The sequence below is a fragment of the Ruegeria lacuscaerulensis genome (genome assembly GCF_013034685.1).
GTDB lineage: Bacteria > Pseudomonadota > Alphaproteobacteria > Rhodobacterales > Rhodobacteraceae > Ruegeria > Ruegeria lacuscaerulensis_B.
Genome location: NZ_WQGO01000004.1, coordinates 1 through 19,448 on the forward strand (window position 1 = coordinate 1; position 19,448 = coordinate 19,448).

Sequence of the window (19,448 nt, forward strand, 5' to 3'; positions counted from 1 at the left end):
CCGTCAGCACCGTCTCCAGCGCCCCAGCACCGCCTCAGCAGCGCCGGTGAAGGGGGTTCTAAGGTTTACCGATGGCCTCTGCAACAGCAAAATGACAAAAAGCGAAATTTTTTTGCGAAACTCTTTTTCTTTTATATTTCACAAGCACTTAGGCTGCACTTCGATGACGGAAACCTGCGTCCACCCATCGCAATCACCTAAGTACGCAAACGGCGAACCTCCAATCCAGTCTATATATAGTGGATGATACCTGTTTGGCCACAATAACCCCCGAGTCGAAGGGTGGACTCGACTCGGAATCCGCCCGCCCAAAACCAAGTGGACCGCGCCAAAAAACCAATTTCAACAGAACAGCCCCAGCTTGACCTTGCGCAATCTGACCTAATGGGGTCAGGTCGCAGTCAGGATAAGCGCGCATCATGAAATGACCTCTAAATACGCTGACACTTTTCCCTGTATTCGCACCGTTGGCTTCGACGGGCTGCTGATCTCATTTGCAGATACCATGGCTGAACCTTCCAACAGGGCGGCATTGGCATTTCGGGGGGCAATCGATGCGTTAAACTGGGCCGGCGTTCTTGAGACATCGGCCTCATTGGCGTCGGCCTATGTTCGTTTTGATCCAGCCGTGCTGCCGCATTCTGACATCAAGGACCGGTTGACACACCTGTTAGCACAACAGGACTGGTACAAAGCGGCGATGCCTGCGGGTCGCAGGCTTTGGACAGTCCCTACTGTTTATGGTGGTGAGCTTGCGCCGCAATTGGATGACGCCGCTCAGGCCGCTGGTCTGGAACCGGCCGAGGCTGTGCGGCGCCTCAGTGCCACGCGGGTGCGGGTACTGACCATTGGTTTTGCCCCTGGGCAACCTTACCTCGGGCCGCTTGGGCCGGAATTCAACATACCGCGCCTCAAGGATCTGACCCCTATGGTGCCTGAAGGTGCGCTGGTTCTGGCCATATCACAATTCGTTCTGTTTTCGGGGCCTACACCCACGGGCTGGCGGCATGTGGGGCAAACGGCGTTCCGATGCTTCCGTCCAGATGCGCCCGACAGCTTTGCCCTAAGACCCGGTGACGAGATGCAATTCGTTCCCATATCTGCCGATGAGTTGAACGCCATCCGCGCAGTCAATGGAGACGGGATGGGCGGCGCGACGTGTCAGGAGATCGAAGGATGAGCCTGTCAGTTCTGCGCATCGGTCCCGCCTGCACCATACAGGATCAAGGCCGCACCGGATATCTGGATCAGGGCCTGTCGCGTTCGGGTGCCGCGGATATTACGGCCCTTCACGAAGGCGCGGCGCTGTTGGCGCAAAGCACGGATTTGGCCGCGTTGGAAATGGCCGGAATGGGCGGAGACTTCGAAGCCACTCTAGGCACTGATATCGCCCTGACCGGTGCACCGATGCAGGCCAGCATTGATGGCAGTCCGGCCATGTGGAACGCCTCGCACAGGTTGGAGCCAGGTCAACGTCTGTCCATTGGGGCGGCCACGCAAGGCACGTATGGCTACCTCCACCTGAGCGGCGGGATTGATACGCCTCTGTTTCTGGGGTCTCGCGCGGCCCATCTGACCGCCAAGGTCGGGCGGGCCGTTCAGGCCGGTGATCAGTTGCCTGCCAAAGGCGGGGCTGGACGAGCGGGTATGAAGCTGCGGCCCGATGATAGGTTTTCCGGGGGGCGTCTTCGCGTTTTGGCCAGCTTCCAGACTTCTCTGTTCGATCAGGACACGCTGGATCGGTTCGCGCTGACCAGTTTCCAGCGGGGCGCGCGAGCGAACCGGATGGGGATGCAGCTTGAAAGCACGGGCGAGGGCTTTGCCGCCAATGGGCAGCTCAATATCCTGTCCGAGGTTATCACTCCCGGAGACATTCAGATGACCGGCACGGGCAATCCTTTCATCCTGCTCCCCGAATGTCAGACAACGGGCGGCTATCCCCGCATCGCAACCGTGCTGCCCTGCGACATCGCCCGCGCGGCGCAAACCCCGGCTGGGGGAGAGATACGGTTCGAGTTTGTGTCTCTGGAAGAGGCTATCACCCTGCACGCCGCCTATTTGGCCGATCTGGAGCGGCTACCCGGCCGTGTCGAGCCGATGGTTCGCGATCCACACGACATCCCGGACCTTCTGTCTTACCAGTTAATCGGCGGAGTGATCTCAGCCACCGAGTAAAGGAGAATTGCCGATGCCCAGCGTCGATCTGAATGCGGATATGGGGGAAAGCTTTGGCCCCTGGAAGATGGGCGATGATGACAGCCTGCTGAAGATCATCACCTCGGCCAATATCGCATGTGGCTTTCATGCAGGCGACTGGGATGTGATGGCGCAGACGATGACGCTGGCCGCAGAAAACGGCGTTGGGATCGGTGCGCATCCCGGCTTTCCCGATCTACAGGGCTTTGGTCGCCGCAACATGAAAATACCATACGCGTCCCTGCGCAATCTGGTGCGCTATCAACTGGGGGCCGCGTTGGGTATGGCGCAGGCGGTTGGTACCAAAGTCCGGCATCTGAAATTGCACGGCGCGTTGGCCAATATGTGCTCGGTTGATGTGGATATGGCGCGCGCCTGCTATCAGGGTGCGTTGGACGTGGACCCCGATATCATCATCATGGTGCTGGCCGTCACCAAACAGGAAGAAGCTGTACGCGACCTTGGCTGCAAATGGGTCGGAGAGATTTTTGCCGACCGCGCCTATAATGACGACGGAACGCTAGTGGATCGCAGCCTGCCCGGAGCGGTTATTCACGACCCAGAACTTGCCGGGCAACGCATCCTGAACATGGTGCGCGAAGGAGCCATCATCACTGAATCCGGCAAACGGCTTGAAACTTCGATCGACACCATCTGCCTGCACGGAGATGGCTCAACGGCAGTGCAAATCGCAGCCTCGGTGCGCGAAAACCTGATTGCAGGTGGGGTCGAGGTGACGAAGTTCATTCGCTGATCAGATTGGCTTAAGACGAAGCGGCTACACCCTTGGTGTTGCCGGGGTCAGTTTCAGCCCCTAGCATGACCACAAGTCCATGTTCTGAATACCACAATCCCGGCAACACCCTGTGCCAGCTGCAAGGCGCAGGAGCAAGGAGATAGCTTAATGTCTTTCGATCTGATGTCTTACCAACCGCGTGGCGACAAGAAAAACTCGAATTTTTTCACCGAGTATCTGCCCAAAATCTACGAACGCCGCACCAGCTCGGGCGTTGCCGATCTGGTCGGGGCGATGAAGGCAATCGTGATACAGGTGGAAACTGATGCGCTGTTTGACACTCTGGTCGAGCTCTACGTGATGACACCCTATCGCCACACGGCCAGCTATCTGGGGCACACACATAAATTCTCGGTCCTGCACTCGCATCCCGACTATCCGGCGCTGGTTGTGATGGCGCCACTCAATCCATCGTTCGAAGACTTTATCCCCCGCATCAACCGTATGTATCCGCTGGCGCGGAAGACCCCGCAGACCCGCTATGTCGGAGAGGTTTTTGCCGCTTCCGACCTGACTGCGCTGACCCAAACGCTGCAGGATCAGAATATTCGATTCGAATATTCTGGGGACACCGAAAACCCGTTCTACACGCTGGATGGCCTGCGCTTCACAACCCCGTCGGATTTCACCTGCAACCGGGTGGGCTATTCGACGCTGGATTTCAACGACACCGACAGCCTGGGCCTAGGCGACCGGATTTTGCTGAGCGACGACGAAAAAGCCCGTCTGGATCAGGCCGCCGCATTTGGTGCGGACAGCAAGATTGCACCGCTGATGCTGGGCATTGACCACCTCGCCACGCGGGTTCTGGCCGGCGAGCGTGAGGACGCGATCCTCGAATTTCTGACCATGGTGCCCTACTATTTCTGGGGGGCGTACAACATCTCTGAGATGAATTCGTCCACCAATGTGAACCGAAACCCAAACGTAGATGACGACAAGAAATCGCCTGCCAAAGTGTTCACCGCCAACAACACGCCGTCCTTCGTGAATTCCTTCGCCAAGCTGCCGATGCCGACCGAGGATTTTGTCCGCAATTTCGGCCGTCGCCTGCATCACATGGCGTTCGAAGTTCAGGATGGCGATCACGGCGCGGGTGAAAAGAACGTGGATTTCGTGGTGAATACGCTCAAGGACAAAGGCGTGCCATTTCTGGCCCATGTGGTGGGTGAATGTAAGGATGACCCGAACCTTAAGCAGATCTTCTCGAAACACTCGAAAAACACCCTGCTGATCACCGAATATATCGAACGTTGCCACAAATATGATGGCTTTTTCACCAAAGATAATGTCGCCGCGCTGACCGCAGCGGCCGGACAGGATGAGCAATATCAGCACGGACACGTGTTCGACTGAAGCGCTGATGTTTTGTATCAAGCGCCAAAAAAAGGCTGCGAGTTTCCTCGCAGCCAAATCCAACCAGGAGAGAGAATGTCGGGTCTTATGACGGCCCGATCATGAAACAGGTGACGTTGCGGGCTTGCAGCCTGCGGCACGCCAGATCGGCTTGTTCGCGGGTCATGCCCTGAAACGTCGCATCGAAGCCACGCGCGCTTTGGTTCACTTTGCGCAACGTGCCTTCCAGAGTGGTCATTTCCGCCAGAGCGGTTTTCAACAGCACCTTCTCGGCCTCGTATCGCGTGGTATAGCGGCCCACATTCACACCCCACAAATGTCCACCCGAGGTAGACAGACGGGTGACGATTTCGGGCTCGGGTTCTGGCTGAACATTCGGGTCGGTCGAGGCCAGAACCAGGCTATCCGGGCGCGCTGCGGGGCGCGGTGTGTCCCCCGTTGGAGCCTGCACATCCGCCTGCGCGATGGCTGCGGCGATCCCATTCTGGATGCGTGCATCATGCTGCGCAGCCGTGGCGGCGACGGCCCCGGCCAACTGCACAGTCGCCGCGCTTGGGCGCACAACCGGACGCAGGCTGGTGGTCGGGGCACCGACCAGACGGGCAACCTGCACATTCAGGCCCGCATTGCCCGCATAAGCCGGACGCGAAGGCTTGCGAATGGGCGCGCGCGACGGGGCGCGGCGGAAGCCCATATCCAGCAATTCTGCCACTTTGGCATTGCGCGATGCACCCGATTTGCCGCCAAAGACGGTAGCGATGATCCGTTCATCCTTGCGCTTGGCCGAGGCCACAAGGTTGAAACCCGCAGCCCGCGTGTAGCCGGTCTTGATCCCGTCCGCGCCTTTATAGGCGGCCAAAAGGCGGCGGTTCGTATTGGGCACCGTCTTGATCCCGGCATCGGTCGAACGACGTGAGAACAGGTTGTAATATTGCGGATAATCATACAGCAGATGCCGCCCCAGCGTGGTCATGTCGCGCGCCGTGGACAGGTGGCCCGACTCGGTCAGGCCATGGGCGTTCTTGAAGGTCGTGCGGCTCATACCCATCGCTTTGGCGGTCCGGGTCATGCGGCGGGCAAATGCTGCTTCGGAGCCGCTGATGGCGATCCCGATGGCCGTCGCCGCGTCATTTGCGGATTTCACCGCCGCCGCGCGGATCAGATACCGGAAAGCAATTCGCTGTCCCGAGCGCAAACCCAACTTGGACGGAGGCTCTGCAGCCGCCGCTTTGGTTATGCGAACCTGCGTGTCCAGCTCAATCTCGCCATTCCGAACGGCCTCGAACGCGATATAGAGCGTCATCATCTTGGTCAGTGACGCAGGGTGCAGCCGGGTGTCGGCATTGCGCGAATGCAGCACCTCGCCGGTGCGTGCGTCAATCACCATCGCTGCATAAGGCGCGGCGACAGATTGCACCGGCACCAAGGAAAGCAGCCATACGAATGCTATAAGAAATAAGCCCATTCGGGCCGGAACTGTCCGCCGAACCTGCACGATCTTTGCCTCTGTCTACCTCGGGCCGCCGGGTTTTCCCGGTCAGCAAATCATTTATTTTATTGCCCACCAGCGTAACACAGAGGTCGCGCGAAAGAAACCGAAAGCTGGCTAAATCGTCGTTTGTTTCAAGGCGTGTCGCACCACAATATGTAGAACAGAACCACCGCGCACCCACTAGATCAGCGCCTGACGCAGCGCCTCCACGCCCCTTGGCATCAATTTTTTGTAACTGGGGCCATTCGGCAACATCAGGAAAACGTGTTGATGAACCCCGACAACTCCCCAAGATCCCGCAGTTCTTTGTAGCGCTGTGAGGTGGATGGGACCTCGGCTTCTTCGATCTCCCATATCAGCCCGTGGGGCACATAGACGCCCCAACACCCAGCCTGAATCGGGGCGACCACATCGGACCGCATCGAATTGCCAACCATCATCGCATGTTCCGGCCCATCCCCGTGACGCGCGAAAATTTCGGTGTATGTCCCCGCGGTCTTTTCCGAAACGATCTCGACCTCATCAAACAGCTCGCCCAAACCTGATTGGGCCAGCTTACGCTCTTGGTCGATCAGATCACCTTTGGTGATCAAAACAACCTTGTGAGTCGTCGCGACAGCCTCGATCGCTTCGCGGGCATGGGGCAGCAATTCGATAGGGTGGGCCAACATCTCTTGCCCGGCTTCGATCAATTGGCGAATGACCGAGGCAGGCACTCGGTCTTCCGTCACCTCAATGGCTGTCTCGATCATCGACAAGGTGAAGCCTTTGATTCCATAACCATAATGGCGGATATTACGCTTTTCAGCGGCCAGAAGGCGGTCCATCAGATGATCCCGCTCGGCGTGATCCGCCAGCAGATCAGCAAAATGCGCCTGTGTCAGTTGAAAGAAACGCTCATTGTGCCACAACGTGTCATCTGCATCGAACCCGACGATGGTCAGCTTGTTTTCCATTGCATTTGCGTCCTGCTGGCTCTTTTCTCTGGCCCCTTGGACGTTATATAACCGCTCAGATAAACCGAAGCCTGAATCGGTATAGGTGCGCGCAATGTTTGAAAATCAATGGACAATGTCTGACAATTCGGATGACGAGGGTGACTCGTCCGTCCTGGTCGAGACGCGGCCGAAGACCAAACGCCCGCCGCTGTACAAGGTGTTGCTGTTGAATGACGACTACACGCCGATGGAGTTCGTGGTTCATGTGCTTGAACGTTTCTTCGGCATGACCCATGCGCAGGCGTTCGAGATCATGCTGACCGTGCATAAGAAAGGCGTCGCCGTCGTTGGCGTCTTCAGCCATGAGATTGCCGAGACCAAAGTGGGTCAGGTAATGGACTTCGCCCGCAGGCACCAACACCCCCTGCAATGCACCATGGAACGTGAAGAGTAACCCTGCTCTTCCCGAAAATCGCTGATGTCCCCTCGCCTTGATCTTGCCCTGAACAGCGGCCTTGCGCTGTCACAGCCGCTGACGGTGATCGGTCCGACACCTACCCACGACCTGTCCGCGATGCCGCGCGACGTGCAGGTGGTGCAGTCGTTCAAACCATTCCACGACCATTTTGAAGCGCAGGGGTTTGACGTCACACCCGAGGCCAGACATGCGTGTCAAGACGCGGTAATCTTTCTGCCTCGCGCCAAGTCGCTGGCTCGCAGTCTTGTGCAACAAGCCTGTTTACGCGCCGAGGGCTTAATCGTTGTGGACGGAGCCAAAACCGACGGGGTGGACAGCCTGCTGAAGGACATTCGCAAACGCGTTCCAGTCGAAGGGCCGATTTCCAAGGCGCATGGCAAGATATTCTGGTTCACCTCCGATCCAGCGGCGTTCGCCGATTGGGCTGCGCCCAAGTCGCAAGTGGTGGACGGGTTTAAAACTGCCCCCGGCGTCTTCTCAGCGGACGGAGTTGACCCGGCCTCGGCGCTGTTGCTGGACGCATTGCCCGCTAAACCAGGCGCGCGGGTGGCTGATCTGGGCGCGGGCTGGGGCTTCCTGTCCGCCAACCTGCTGCAAAAACAAGGGCTGCGCAGTCTGCATCTGGTTGAGGCAGACCACATCGCCCTGGCCTGCGCCAAGACCAACGTCACCGACGAAAAGGCATCGTTCCATTGGGCTGACGCCGTGACATGGCGTGCGCCCGAGGGGCTGGACGCGGTTGTTATGAACCCGCCCTTTCACACTTCGCGCAGCGCAGACCCCGCGCTGGGTCAGGGCTTTATTCAATCCGCTGCGCGCAATCTGGCGAAGCACGGAGAGCTGTGGATGGTGGCCAATCGCCACCTGCCTTACGAAACAACTCTGAACGACACATTCGCGCGTGTCGAAGAAGTGACCGGAGACAATCGGTTCAAGGTGTTCCACGCCTCTCGCCCTCGGCGATGATCCCGGTTAACCTGCGCGCAACTCAGGGAGGTTCCGCATGTCCTTTTCCATAACAGGCAAGACCGCCATCGTGACCGGCGGCGCCAATGGCGTTGGCCTGGCAATCGGTCGGCATTTTGCGGATGCAGGCGCCAATGTGATGTTCGCTGACATGGACGAGAAGCGCCTGGCCGAGGAACTGGGCGAACAGGCCGATGACAGCAACATCCGCTTCTTCGCGGGCGATCTGCGTGAAAAACTGACCATTGCAAACCTACTTTCGGCCACGATAGACGCCTTCGACCAAGTGGATATCCTGATCAATGGCTCACGGCAGGTGATCCCGTCGGACCCGCTGGATACCGATGATGACTCGGTCAAAACCTTGCTGAATCAGAACCTGATGCCTGCTCTGCGTCTCAGCCAGGTTGTGGCCAAGCGCATGATCAAACAGGCCGGTGACGGCGACGCGCCCGCCGGATCGATCATCAACCTTTCCTCGATTGCCGCACGCCGTACGCACCCGGACCTGATGGCCTATTCGGTCTCGACCGCCGCGTTGGATCAGATGACGCGATCGTTGGCCGTGGCCTTCGCCCCGCATCGCATCCGCGTAAACTCGATCGCGTTGGGGTCGGTGATGAGCGCCTCGTTGCAGTCCACGCTCAAGGAAAACCGCGATTTCCGCGATGATATCGAGAAACACACCCCGCTGGCCCGCATTGCCGCCCCGACCGAATTGACCGAGACGGCGCAGTTCCTGGCCTCGGACGCGGCAGGGTTCATCACCGGACAAATCCTTACCATTGACGGCGGTCGCACCCTGCTAGACCCCGTCGCAGCCCCGGCCCACTAAGCTTATGTTCGAGATCGAAAAATCCACCGCCTCTGCCTGGTTCCGCCAACTGCGCGACGACATTGTAGTCGCGTTTGAAGCGCTGGAAGACAGCCACGACACCGGCCCCTTTGCCGCAGCTCAACCCGGCCGGTTCGAGGTCAAGGAAACCAAGCGCCATTCGGATGATGGGTCAGACGCGGGCGGAGGATTGATGTCGGTCATGCGCGGCGGTCGTGTGTTCGAGAAAGTGGGCGTCAACGTCTCGACCGTTTACGGCACGCTGGGCGAGCGAGCGCAGCACGCTATGGCAGCGCGCAAGGGCATTCCGGGCATGACCGAGGACCCGCGGTTCTGGGCTTCGGGCATTTCGCTGGTGGCGCATATGCAAAACCCACATGTCCCGGCGGTTCACATGAATACCCGAATGTTCTGGACCCCTCACGCCTGGTGGTTCGGCGGCGGGTCGGACCTGAACCCGTGTATCGAATATGAAGACGACACCGCCCATTTCCACTCCGTCCAAAAGGCGCATCTGGACCCGCATGGGCCGGGACATTACCCGCGCCTCAAAGAGTGGGCGGATGAGTATTTCTATATCCCCCACCGCAAACGCGCACGCGGTGTGGGCGGGATATTCATGGATGACTATTGCACCGGCGTCTGGACGGCGGACTTTGCGTTGACTCAGGATATCGGCCGCGCGTTTTTGCCTGCCTTCCTACCGCTTGTTGAAAAGCGCCGGGTGCAGGGGTTTGATGACGCAGACAAAAACACCCAGTTGGTGCATCGCGGACTCTATGCGGAATACAACCTAGTCTATGATCGGGGCACCAAGTTCGGGCTGGAAACCGGCCACGATCCCGATGCTGTGCTGATGAGCCTGCCACCTTTGGCAAAGTGGGTTTGAGGTCAGAACCCAAACTCCAGGAAATTGTCAAAGCAATAGCCCTGCGCCGAGGCTGCCGACAGATTTTCGCCCACACGTTTGACGGTGACGGAATAACTCGTGCTGGTATCCGCGCCCTCCGGCGGCGTTAGGGAGAACTGCACGGTGCGGGTCTGTTTTTCGTAGGCGCGGTAGATATAGATGCGCTGTGTCGCCTTGGTTCTGAGCGTCCGAATAGCATAATCGCCAATACCACACCAATAGGCCACCGGCGCCGACGTTCCCCGCGTCGAGACTTCGTAAACGCCATTGCCCTTGTCTGCCACATTGATCCGAATGGCCGGGTTCAACCTGAACCCCACCCCAACAGCCTGTGCCAGGCCCGGCACTACAATAGCGATTGCCACAATCGCCGCTTTCCATGATGTCATCTGCGTCCTTAATCGGGCCGAATTGGCCGCGCTATTTCTTCCTTCGGAAATCAATAACGCTATCATAGCACAGGTTTTCGGCCCGCGACGCAGATAAGTTTTCCCCCACGCGGTTAACAGTGAGCGAATAGCCAGGGGTCGTGTCGATGTCCGCCGGAGGATCGAACGAGAATTTGACGGTGCGCGCACCCGGCACATAGGCTTCGGCGATGTAGATACGCTGAGTTCTTGCCTTGCCCAAGGTCTGAACCGCGTAGTCCCCAATACCACACCAATAGACCGGGGCCGACGAAATGCCGACCGGTTCCACCCTGTAGACGCCACCCTCCTCAGGCGTGACAATCACTTGGAACGTGGGGAAAATCCCCACCCCCGGTCTGTTTGACTGCGCGGTCGCGGACCCTGCGACGACGACCAGAAAAATCGCGGCCAGAATAGCTTTCACGAAAATACCTCCGTCCTAAAGGCCTGATGCCACTGGGCTTAGGTCCATAAGACGAATTGAAATATTTAGTTACAAGCGCACGCTTGACCACGATTGCGTTACCCGATTGATAACAAAAGCCAGAAGTTAGCTTTGATTCACCCGTCCGCCCACGTCATGCGGGGCAAGCGCAACTGTCTTGATGACCGCATAACATTGCATTCCGGTTTGCAAACCCAGCGCATCGACCGAACGGCGCGTGATGCGGGCCAGAACCGGACCGGCAGTGGTTTGCAGCGACACGATAGCGCCCGGCCCGTCGCCTGCGCGGATCGTGTCGACCGTGCCAGACAGCACGTTCAGGGCCGAAAGCCCCTCGGGCGGTTTGTTCGACAGGATGACCTCTTGTGCTGGGATGCGGATACGCAGGGTCTCGCCAATTTTATGCGGAATACGCGGCAGAAACAGGCTGGTCCCGCCGGCATCCAATTCCGTGAGGCCATCCGCATGGTGCTTCGACACCCGAACCTGCAACACCGCGCCAACCGCCCGGATACCCGCAGGCGCAACCGACGGGTCGGCCAGAACCTCGGAGGCAGGTCCGTGCCTCACCGCCTTGCCGTCCTGCAAAGCAACGACCGAAGTTGCCAGCCGCGCGACCTCGGCCGCAGAGTGGGTGACGTAGAGGATAGGCACCGAGACCTCGTCCCTGAGTCGTTCGAAATAGGGCAGAATCTCACCCTTGCGCGCATCATCCAGAGCGGCCAGAGGCTCGTCGGCCAGAATAAGGCGCGGGCTGGCCAGCAAGGCCCGGCCAATCGCCACGCGCTGTTTCTCACCCCCCGACAGACCCGCAGGGCGGCGGTCCAGCAGATGGCCGATACCCAGCATCTCGATCACTTTGTCCGGGTTTTCACGCCGCGCGCCCTTGGGTGCGAACCAACGCCCGTAGGACAGGTTCTGGCGCACGGTCAGGTGGGGGAACAAGCGCCCTTCCTGAAACACATAGCCCAGGCGGCGTTTATACGGTGGCAGCCACAAGCCCTGTTCGGTGTCAAACAACTCCCACCCGTCCACGGACACGCGGCCCGAGGCGGGCTTCAGCAACCCCGCCACGGCATTGACAACCGTGGTCTTACCCGAACCAGACCTCCCGAACAGAACCGTCACACCCGAAGGCGCATCAAAGCTGAGATCCAGCTTGATATGAGGCAGATCGTGCTGCAATCGAACGGATAAGCTCATGACCCGGCCACCCTTGCCGCAACGCGACGACCGATGAATTCCGACAGCAAAAGCGCGCCCATGGCGATGATGATCGAGATCACGACCAGTCGGGTCGCCGCCGCCTCACCGCCCGGCACCTGAAGGAAGGCATAGACCGCCGATGGCAACGTCTGGGTTTGTCCGGGGATGTTCGAGACGAAAGTGATCGTGGCACCAAATTCGCCCATCGCCTTGGCAAAAGCCAGAATAGCGCCCGCTATCACGCCCGGCAGGATCATAGGCAGAGTGACGGTTGCGAAAACCATCAGACGCGGGGCGCCCAGCGTTGCGCCGGCCTGTTCCAGCTTTGGGTCAACCGCTTCGATCGACAGACGGATCGCGCGCACCATCAGCGGAAAGGCCATGATGCCGGCAGCCAGTGCAGCTCCGGTCCAGCGGAATGCGAAAACGATGCCGACCTCCGCCAGCACGCGCCCTAGGGGTCCCTGCAGCCCAAAGGTCAGCAACAGCAAATACCCGGTGACAACCGGAGGCAAGATCAAGGGTAGATGCACCAGCCCGTTCAATACCTGCCGCCCCGGAAACCGCCAACGTGCCAGCGCATAGGCCACGAATATCCCAAACGGCAGCGTCACCAGCGTCGCCCAGAAGGACACGCGCAGCGACAGTCGCAACGCCTCAAGCTCATCTGGTCCCAGCCAACCCATGCGTTACTGGCCCGGCAGGGAAAATCCCTGCCTCTCGAACACCGCCTGCGCGGTCGGGGATTGCAAGTGATCCAGAAAAACTTTGGCCTTTGATCCCGCTATTGCGGTCAACGCGGCTGGATAGATGATAGGAGGATGCAAGTCGTCCGGAAAAGTCGCCATGACGCGGGCCCGGTCCTCGACCGTAGCATCCGACCGATAGACGACACCCAAAGGCACCGCACCTGCCGCGACAAGGGCCAGCGCCGCGCGCACATTATCAGTCTGCGCCACCTTGCCCTGCACATCGTCCCACAGGCCCAAATTGGTCAGAGCCGCTTTGCCGTAAATCCCGGCGGGCACCGCATCGACCAGCGCCATGGCCAGATACCCGTCTTCTAATGCCGCCAGCAGATCAGTCTCGACCGCGAACCCGTTCAGCCCTGGGACCGTTGGGCCACCAATCAGAACCAACCTATTGCCCAGCAGATCAACCCGTGATCCGGGCGCAATCAGGCTGCCCTCCTGCAACACATCCATCCACTCGGCATTCGCCGAGATGAACAGGTCTGCCGGAGCGCCCTGCTGAATCTGGCGCGCTAGAACCGAAGAGGCCGCGTAGGACACCGTGACCTCTTGCCCGGTCGCGTCCTCGTACTGGATGGCGATTTCGTCCAACGCGTTTTTCAGGCTGGCGGCAGCAAAGACCAGAACGCCGTCGGCCCCCGCACGCATCGGGGTCAGCATCAGGACGCAGAAAGCGAAAACCGTGACCAGCGCCCGGCGCAGATGTGACAGGATCATTCCCAGCCCGCCCGTTAGATCAACATCCCCTCGGGGATATCTGAGGCAACAGGGCGCACGCAAGTACCGATGCACTTCGACCCCGTCCAGACGCCCGAAATTACGCACAAAAAAGGCGGTGCCGTGTCGCAAAGAGGATTGATCTGCCCGACCGCTGGAAGGATGCTGCTCTGAGCCACAGAACAGGACCACCGTAATGCTGCACACTACTCCCGGTCTGATTGATGCGATCCGCGCGCGCTTTGCCCATGTTGAAACCTGCCCGTTTCAAGGGCCCCGCATCTTCTTTGAAAACGCAGGCGGCGCGCTGACGCTCAATTCGGTGGTACAGACCTCGGCCAAATTCGCCGCGATCCCCGACAATCAGGGCCGCGACAACGTGGCTAGCCATGCGCTGGTCGATATCATCAACACAGCCAAGGCCGATTTGTCGGTGTTCATGAATGCGTCTTCGGGTCAGTTCTTTGTGGGCGAAAGCGGGACCGAACTGCTGTTTCGGATGATCCGCACCGCCTGCGTGAACGCGCCCAAAGGCAGCAAAGTGATCGGCAGCTCGATTGAGCATCCCGCTAGCCGCAGCGCCGCCCGACGCTGGGCCGATATTGCGGGGCTGGATTATGTCAACGTCCAGCACGATGACGAAACGGGGCTGGTCACCGCGGATGCCTACCGCGCCGCAATGACCCCAGACGTCCGTGTGGCCACGATCGTTCACGCGTCGCCCGTGACCGGTATGGGTATGGACGTTGCCGCCATCGCGCAGGCCATCCGCGACGTCTCGCCTGACTGTTTCATCATTGTCGACGGTATCCAGCACGCAGCCCATGGGCAGTTGGATATCGACAGCTACAACGTCGACGGCTATGCGATTTCACCCTACAAAGTGTTCTCGCGTCACGGCTATGGCATTGCCTGGATCTCGGACCGGTTGACCGCCCTACCCCATGACCAGTTGATCGACGCCCCCTCAGACGGGTGGGAGTTCGGAACCCGCGACACCGGCTCTTACGCCACCATGTCCGATGTCGTGGCCTATTTCGACTGGCTGGGCGCGCAGGTCTCGAACGCCACGGACCGCCGAGCAAGGATCGAGGCCGCAGGCCGCGCCATCCACGCCTATGAAACTCATTTGACAAACACCATGATCAACGGCACTGGCAACCTGCCCGGCCTGCGAGATATGGAGCATATCTTGGTCCTGGGTGGCGCAGATAATCCCGCGCGCGAAGGGCTGGTGTCTATCGTTGTGCACGGGATGCCCTCGGCCGAGCTCGTGACCCGCCTGAACCATCAGGGCATCCGCACCCATATCCGCAAAGCCGATCACTACAGCGGCAACGTTCTGACCCCGCTGGGCTTGAACGACTGCATCCGTATATCACTCTGCCACTATAATACCGAGCAGGAAGTGGCCCAACTGCTGGCCGCACTCAAAGAGATGACGGACTGATCAAAGAATTTCTGTCCAACCCTCTTGCGCCCGCGCGCAGGCTTGGCTACATGCACCGTCACGGGTGATTAGCTCAGTTGGTAGAGCGCTTCGTTTACACCGAAGATGTCGGGAGTTCGAGTCTCTCATCACCCACCATCCTTTCCCACAATGTATCAAGGTCTTGCGCGACTAGTGCCTATTGTTGTGCTGCGCGAAAAACTGTGTCCGCTGCGCTTAGACAAAAAAGCTGTCTCCAACACAGGAGAGATAGGCCATGGCAACAATCATAAAACGGCCTACCGAAAAGTGGCAGGCGACGGTCCGGAACGACGGCAATCCCGATCCAAGACCTTTCAAAAGCGTGCTGATCCGGCGAAGTGGACGTGAGAGATTGAGGTGCGCGCCAAGGAGGGTCGTTCACGGAGACAAACAAAGCGATCATTCAGCCGCGCCGCAGCATTCGGCACATTGGGCTCAGAGTGGTCATTCTGATCTGACGGGCAGCTGCCATGCGGACAAAGCTACCCAAAGCTGACTGGTTGCTGATGATCGTTCTCCATTCTAAAGCAGACTTTGTTTTTTTCGCTACTCCGAGGCTCCGCGAATTAGTTTGCTCTTCGTTGTTCTGACTGACTGGGTTTGGATCCGCCTGTTTTGGACATCATGGCCTTCGCGTAGTCGCGTTTTGCCTGCGCAGGGTCCTCGAAGCGAGCATGTAAGACGCAAAAGAATAGGGTACTGTCATCTCGTCCGTTGCGAGGTGTGAACCAATCAAAGGGATCGCTCGGCTTTACCGATGCAGTCTGATTGGTTGGCGAAGTCGCAGGTGCGACACTGGCTTCACTGTTTGAAAAGTCATCAAGCAGTGTTGGTCGGGCAGTGCCAGTATCCGGCGTAAGAATTCCCATGATCTGCTCGCGACCAGCCGGAACAAAGCGCCCACTTTCTTCAACTGGAAACCGGATTGGCTGCCCAGCATAAACATCTCGTTGGACTTCGCTGTTCCGAACAACAATCGTGCCGTTAACAAGCACATACGGAATGCCTTCTGACGGAAGACCTTGCTGACCGAGGGTATAGTTCGCTTTTTCGGTCACAGTCTCCGGATCAAAGATCGTGATGTCTGCGACCATGCCTTCCTGCATACGCCCACGCACCTGCATTGCGCGCAAGCCCGTATCTCCCAATCGCTTCGCGTGTATGTAGCTTAGCTGTGTGAGCGTAAGCATCAGTGGCACATTCGCTTCGCGGGCCAATCTGAGGACAAGCGCGTGGCTACCTGCTGACCGAGGATGCCCGGCATAGTCTTCGTAGGGTGCATCCCAACTCATCAGATTGCCCTCGATATCCAACCCGGCCATACCGTCGCCCGAGATGCCATAGCCTGCGATAGTGATCCAATCATTGAGCCATTGCTCTCTTGGAGGGCTAAAAACAATGGCTGTCCGTCCCGGTTCATTCTCGGCAAAGCTCAAGAACTCGTCTTTGGTCACAAAGCGATCGAGTTGGGGATCAAAGATAGTGTCTTCGTATTTGTACCCCATCGAGCCTTCCCAATTTTCGGGGGCGATGATGGAGGCTCCGTAGTTTCCCGATCCGGCGGTCCAGGGATAGTAACTGGACCAGACGTTATAGCCTTGGTCGCGGGCCATCTGGAGTTTTTCCTGATTTTCCCACCACCCATAATCGTTGTCGTGATGAATGTGCAGCGGCGCGTCGAGCACCATCGCATTGACTAGGATTTCGTTGACGCCGGTCTGTGTCTCAGTGGGTGTCGAGGCACTGGGATGAAACCGGTGATGCACCGAAGTTAAACGCCCGTAACGCGCCGCAGCCCGCTGTGCTTCGAACATCTCGTAGGTTGTGATGCCTTCGCGGGCGTAGCCGATAGTCGATCCCACGCCGAGTGCTCCAAGACGTAGTCCTTCATCCAATTGGGCAGTGATTTCGTTCATCTGCTCGCGGTTGCTTGGAACCGATGACCACCCTTCGACGCCGTCTTCCACGGATTGTGCCCGCAGTGCGAAAAAGTTCCGGAAGTCTATGTCCCCACCTTCCAGCACTAGGCCGTCATGCACCCGCATCCGCGCGAATTCTTGTCCAACGACCGTGCCATAGTTTGCCTGCGTCACGCCTTGGCGCGCTGCGTACCAGTCGTCGATATTCGCGGCCCCGACCTCAAAATCCATTTGCGTCGTAACGCCGTCACGAAGATTGACCTTGATACCCCAAGGATCCAGCCCGTGTTGTTCAAGGTCGATAAACCCGGGCGCCACAACGTGCCCTGTCGCATCGATGGCTTCGCTGCCGCCGATATCTTCGTCGGTAATCGCAGTGATCCAGCCGTTGCCTATTCCAACATTAGCGATCTGGTCGAAACCGGTTTCCGGATCCATTACCCGACCATTGAGAATGACCACGTCGTACGTCTGCGCGACACATAAGGTCGAACACACAGACAATGTGCCAGCCAGAAACAGGGTACGCATGGTTAAGTCCTTTCTTTGGTCAGCAATTCAGGATGTTTCGTAATTTCTTGGCGTCTGCTTTCGCGACACATCAGAAAACGATCCGGGTTCTGAGGCTGAACAGTGTAATGCTGTCCTGCATGGGATTCAGCAGAGGGTTGGAAACGTATTGCAGGGACGGTGTGATCTGCAGTCCGGGTGAAATCGAGAAACGGTAGAAAGCTTCGAGCGTGAACTGGTCACCGTCTATGCCTCTTGCCTCGGCCCAGTTCAGGCCCAGCCCGGCCAAATCGGTATTGCGACCATAGTAGCCCAGACCTGCAGAGACGGACCGGTCATAAAGCGCTGCGGTCCCCTTTGAGGCCCCAGCCCGAAAGAACGGCATCCACTTGTTGTCAACAAACCATGCCGCTGAAAATGCTGCGCCGTAATCTTCCGCTCGACTGCCATCGTCAGCCGCATCCGCATGCCAGAGGGTCAGATGGATATTGTCGAAGTAGATGCGATCAAAGGCGGAGGTGTAACCAAGTTCGAGTGACTTGAAGAGATTGCCGTCGCTAAACACATCAAAGTTTGGATCGGACGGGTCGGCGTTTGCGTCTGATACGCTGGCAATGGCGTAGAGGTTCTCGCTCAGCTTTACCCCACCGGCAATACCAAGGCCTTGGTTGGGCGAGTTAATTGTCGGATTGGTATTGAAAGACAGGTTTTGAAAACCGCTATAGGGGCTTACCAACCCGTAGATATCCACAAAGTCCGTTACATCAATCTGCCCGACTTGCAGCGTCCACGACCCATTCTCGGCCCTTTGGGTCCAGAAAAGGTTAGTCAATAGCAGACCATTGTCGTTGAAGGCTGTTCCCGTGATTGAAAGGGCTCCGCCATCCAGCCCGAGAAACTGCGGAGCAACGCCAGTATAACTGTGCCGGTCTTCGATCTTGAATGTCAGGGAACCCCGTTCAGTTGCCTGCCAACTGCCGTAGAAACGAGCGATGCCGCTGGCCGCTTCGCCGGTTCCCAGATCAGCGTTCGTGGTTTGGCCCAATGCCAAGTAATCAATGTTGAACCGAAACCCACTCTCAGCCAGCCGGTCTTTCCACTCAAACCAACCAGGCGCGATGTTGCGCGGAAAATCAGAACGGTATTGTGGGTCGGTCAGCCCGTCCCCGGGCTCTAGATCAGCTTCGACCGAAGATGGGCCGGATAATCCCTGAGCCGACGCTGCGCCAGCAAAGGCAATGCTCAATGCGGCAACCAAAAGTCTTATCATTCAGGCGCCCTTGCTCCGCCGGTCTTGCGATTTCCCGCCGCCCGGATGCGATCAGCGGCACGCTGCTTCCATTCCAGACTATCTGCTTCAGTTTCCAGAGTTTCGACGCGTTCCGTCTCTAGCTGGAAGGTCGCATTCATCGGCATGAGACCATCCACAACTATCATATTTTGAACGGAAGGATCGATAGTCAGCTTACCGGTCAGCCGAACGGGTTCGTGGACATAGCTGGGCGTCCAGTCCCCGTTCAACCGCACGCGGATCATCTGGTTCGGCGGAGGTGGAGGCATATGACTGCACATCCCTCGTTCCGGCACTAAATACGCGACAGGCCGCCCGTCCGGATCATTCGGAGCAGGAATGGCAAAGCCCGCCAGTGTGATTGTTTGGCCGTCGAATTCCGGATTTCCGTTCGTGCCAGCCTTTCTTCGACGTTCCGTTACAACCTCTCGCTGATCGAGTAGCCAGTCGACATCAATTCCATCAGACGCCAAGGCATCCTCAGTCTCGGTCAAAAGCATTTGCCACTTTTGCCGCTCGTCTTCACTGCCATCATTCTGCTGCAGCCTGCCACGCAATCGCACGACGTAGAGGACATCGTCGAATTGTTCGGGACTGAGATCACGGTAGGGGTCTTCAAAGATCTGCGAGGATGGGTCCGGCAGGTCTGCCCAGTCCAACGCGGTATCGGGCGTCGCCATGGCAGACTGTCCACACCAAACCAACCCTGCCAATACTACGGTGCGAAACACATGGTGCATAGATGCTCTCCGGCTCTTTA

At 58.3% G+C, this 19,448-nt stretch carries 20 protein-coding genes and 1 tRNA gene; 11 read left to right on the plus strand and 10 right to left on the minus strand.

What is annotated here, in order from left to right; translation table 11 throughout:
* From GOV80_RS22250 to GOV80_RS11070, 5 genes are all read left to right on the plus strand, one after another.
* On the plus strand, positions 1-201 hold a 201-nt coding region (locus GOV80_RS22250; protein WP_214648007.1), incomplete at its 5' end, for a hypothetical protein.
* 223 nt (positions 202-424) lie between these two features.
* A complete protein-coding gene (locus GOV80_RS11055; RefSeq protein ID WP_170784703.1) occupies positions 425-1,180 on the plus strand; it encodes a 5-oxoprolinase subunit B family protein in 756 nt (251 codons plus the stop codon).
* The gene (locus GOV80_RS11060; RefSeq protein ID WP_170784705.1) at positions 1,177-2,175 is read left to right on the plus strand and encodes a 5-oxoprolinase subunit C family protein; all 999 of its coding nucleotides are present in this window, start codon (positions 1,177-1,179) and stop codon (positions 2,173-2,175) included. The genes GOV80_RS11055 and GOV80_RS11060 overlap by 4 nt, the downstream gene beginning before the upstream one ends.
* A gap of 13 nt (positions 2,176-2,188) precedes the next feature.
* Positions 2,189-2,950, plus strand: coding sequence for a LamB/YcsF family protein (locus GOV80_RS11065; protein ID WP_170784708.1), 762 nt, complete (start codon positions 2,189-2,191; stop codon positions 2,948-2,950).
* A 150-nt stretch (positions 2,951-3,100) separates the two neighbouring features.
* Entirely contained in the window at positions 3,101-4,348 is a 1,248-nt protein-coding gene (locus GOV80_RS11070) for a hypothetical protein (protein WP_170784710.1), read from the plus strand.
* A gap of 85 nt (positions 4,349-4,433) precedes the next feature.
* Here the strand turns inward: GOV80_RS11070 and GOV80_RS11075 are convergent, their stop codons facing one another.
* Both GOV80_RS11075 and GOV80_RS11080 read right to left on the minus strand, forming a co-directional pair.
* Entirely contained in the window at positions 4,434-5,813 is a 1,380-nt protein-coding gene (locus tag GOV80_RS11075; RefSeq protein ID WP_170775802.1) for a D-alanyl-D-alanine carboxypeptidase family protein, read from the minus strand.
* A gap of 281 nt (positions 5,814-6,094) precedes the next feature.
* Positions 6,095-6,796 carry an HAD family hydrolase gene (locus GOV80_RS11080; protein ID WP_170784712.1) on the minus strand — a complete coding sequence of 234 codons (702 nt, stop codon included), beginning with the start codon at positions 6,794-6,796 and terminating at the stop codon, positions 6,095-6,097.
* Positions 6,797-6,890: 94 nt separating this feature from the next.
* Between GOV80_RS11080 and clpS the strand changes: the two genes are divergently transcribed.
* Genes clpS through hemF form a run of 4 tightly spaced genes read left to right on the plus strand, consistent with a single transcriptional unit; the run spans position 6,891 to position 9,946 of the window.
* Positions 6,891-7,232, plus strand: coding sequence for an ATP-dependent Clp protease adapter ClpS (gene clpS / locus GOV80_RS11085; RefSeq protein WP_170784714.1), 342 nt, complete (start codon positions 6,891-6,893; stop codon positions 7,230-7,232).
* Positions 7,233-7,256: 24 nt separating this feature from the next.
* The gene (locus GOV80_RS11090) at positions 7,257-8,222 is read left to right on the plus strand and encodes a class I SAM-dependent methyltransferase (protein ID WP_170784717.1); all 966 of its coding nucleotides are present in this window, start codon (positions 7,257-7,259) and stop codon (positions 8,220-8,222) included.
* Positions 8,223-8,259: 37 nt separating this feature from the next.
* Entirely contained in the window at positions 8,260-9,057 is a 798-nt protein-coding gene (locus tag GOV80_RS11095) for an SDR family NAD(P)-dependent oxidoreductase (RefSeq protein WP_170775794.1), read from the plus strand.
* A gap of 4 nt (positions 9,058-9,061) precedes the next feature.
* Positions 9,062-9,946 (plus strand): oxygen-dependent coproporphyrinogen oxidase, encoded by an 885-nt coding sequence (gene hemF / locus GOV80_RS11100; protein ID WP_170784719.1) that lies wholly within the window; start codon positions 9,062-9,064, stop codon positions 9,944-9,946.
* 2 nt (positions 9,947-9,948) lie between these two features.
* On the opposite strand, the gene GOV80_RS11105 is transcribed toward hemF, so the two are convergent.
* The 5 genes from GOV80_RS11105 to modA all read right to left on the minus strand — a co-directional run bounded on the left by GOV80_RS11105 (position 9,949) and on the right by modA (position 13,497).
* Positions 9,949-10,356 (minus strand): hypothetical protein, encoded by a 408-nt coding sequence (locus GOV80_RS11105; RefSeq protein WP_170775791.1) that lies wholly within the window; start codon positions 10,354-10,356, stop codon positions 9,949-9,951.
* 31 nt (positions 10,357-10,387) lie between these two features.
* Positions 10,388-10,801 carry a hypothetical protein gene (locus GOV80_RS11110; protein WP_170775789.1) on the minus strand — a complete coding sequence of 138 codons (414 nt, stop codon included), beginning with the start codon at positions 10,799-10,801 and terminating at the stop codon, positions 10,388-10,390.
* Between the two features lie 126 nt (positions 10,802-10,927).
* Positions 10,928-12,025: a molybdenum ABC transporter ATP-binding protein gene (modC, locus tag GOV80_RS11115; RefSeq protein WP_170784721.1), complete on the minus strand. Its 1,098-nt coding sequence runs from the start codon at positions 12,023-12,025 to the stop codon at positions 10,928-10,930.
* A complete protein-coding gene (gene modB, locus GOV80_RS11120; RefSeq protein WP_170784723.1) occupies positions 12,022-12,714 on the minus strand; it encodes a molybdate ABC transporter permease subunit in 693 nt (230 codons plus the stop codon). Before modB ends, modC begins: the two co-directional genes overlap by 4 nt.
* A 3-nt stretch (positions 12,715-12,717) precedes the next feature.
* Positions 12,718-13,497: a molybdate ABC transporter substrate-binding protein gene (modA, locus tag GOV80_RS11125; protein WP_170784725.1), complete on the minus strand. Its 780-nt coding sequence runs from the start codon at positions 13,495-13,497 to the stop codon at positions 12,718-12,720.
* 196 nt (positions 13,498-13,693) lie between these two features.
* Here modA and GOV80_RS11130 point away from each other — a divergent pair, with 196 nt between their 5' ends.
* Positions 13,694-14,947 (plus strand): aminotransferase class V-fold PLP-dependent enzyme, encoded by a 1,254-nt coding sequence (locus GOV80_RS11130; RefSeq protein ID WP_170784727.1) that lies wholly within the window; start codon positions 13,694-13,696, stop codon positions 14,945-14,947.
* 62 nt (positions 14,948-15,009) lie between these two features.
* A tRNA-Val gene (locus GOV80_RS11135) sits at positions 15,010-15,085 on the plus strand.
* 449 nt (positions 15,086-15,534) lie between these two features.
* Here GOV80_RS11135 and GOV80_RS11140 read toward each other — a convergent pair.
* The 3 genes from GOV80_RS11140 to GOV80_RS11150 form a co-directional block, all read right to left on the minus strand.
* A complete protein-coding gene (locus GOV80_RS11140) occupies positions 15,535-17,418 on the minus strand; it encodes an amidohydrolase family protein (RefSeq protein ID WP_170784729.1) in 1,884 nt (627 codons plus the stop codon).
* Between the two features lie 70 nt (positions 17,419-17,488).
* On the minus strand, positions 17,489-18,667 hold the full coding sequence (locus GOV80_RS11145; protein WP_170784731.1) for a carbohydrate porin: 1,179 nt from the start codon (positions 18,665-18,667) through the stop codon (positions 17,489-17,491).
* Positions 18,664-19,428 (minus strand): DUF3299 domain-containing protein, encoded by a 765-nt coding sequence (locus tag GOV80_RS11150; RefSeq protein WP_170784733.1) that lies wholly within the window; start codon positions 19,426-19,428, stop codon positions 18,664-18,666. The genes GOV80_RS11145 and GOV80_RS11150 overlap by 4 nt, the downstream gene beginning before the upstream one ends.
* Positions 19,429-19,448: the final 20 nt, after the last annotated feature.